Raw genomic sequence first — 1,001 nt, 5'->3', positions numbered from 1 at the left:
CCGCGGGGCGGTCCTCGACGGTCCCCGCGCCCAGGCGGGCACCGCCGTCGTCATGCACCCCGCGGGACATGCTGCTAAGCGGGGTAGAGCGGGTTGTGGCCGGCGGTGACACGTTCGGATTCGCGCACCGGACCCGGTGCGGTGCCGTCCCCGAAGGGGCTGCCGCCGAGGGCCTCGCGGCCGTGATCGGTCAGCCAGCCGGAGAGCTCGGGGCCCTGCGGGACGATCCGGGTGGGATTGATGTCCTCGTGCACGATGTAATAGTGCTGCTTGATCTGCACGAAGTCGGTGGTGTCGCCGAAGCCCGGGGTCTGGAAGAGGTCACGGGCGTAGCCCCACAGCGCGGGCATCTCGGTCAGCTTGTTCCGGTTGCACTTGAAGTGGCCGTGGTAGACCGCGTCGAAGCGGGCCAGCGTGGTGAAGAGGCGGACGTCGGCTTCGGTAATCGTGTCGCCCATCAGGTAGCGCCGGCTGGTGAGGCGCTCCTCGAGCCAGTCCATGGCCGCCCAGAGCCGGTCGTAGGCGGCGTTGTAGGCTTCCTGCGACCCGGCGAAACCGCAGCGGTAGACGCCATTGTTGACCTCGGTGTAGATGCGCTTGATGACCGGCTGCATCTCCTCGAGTTTGTCGGCCGGCAGCAGGTCCGGCGCGCCCTCGCGGTGGTGCTCCTTCCACTCGGTGGAGAAGTCCAGGGTCATCTGCGGGTAATCATTGGTGACGACGGCGCCGCTCGCCTCGTCCACGATGGCCGGCACGGTGATGCCGCGGGGGTAGTCCGGGAAGCGCTTGAAGTAGTTCTCCTGCAGGCGCTCGGTGCCCAAAACCGGGTCCCGGCCGCCGGGATCCAGGTCAAAGGTCCAGGAACGGGCGTCGTGGGTGGGGCCGGGCAGGCCGAGTGAAATGGCGTCCTCGAGCCCGAGCAGGCGCCGGACGATGATGGCGCGATTGGCCCAGGGGCAGGCGCGGGCGGCGACCAGGCGGTAGCGGCCGGCCTCAACCGG

Annotated in this window: 1 protein-coding gene; it reads right to left on the bottom strand. The window is 69.2% G+C overall.

What is annotated here, in order from left to right; all coding sequences use genetic code 11:
* Positions 1–74: 74 nt before the first annotated feature.
* Positions 75–1,001, bottom strand: a 927-nt coding sequence (locus tag AC5RUJ_RS17125; RefSeq protein WP_494156350.1) for a glutathione S-transferase family protein, incomplete at its 5' end; no start/stop codon positions are given.

The organism is Arthrobacter sp. Y3223164, from assembly GCF_059091005.1.
Note: the sequence above shows the minus strand (reverse complement) of the source record. Positions and strands in the feature narration are given on the sequence as shown.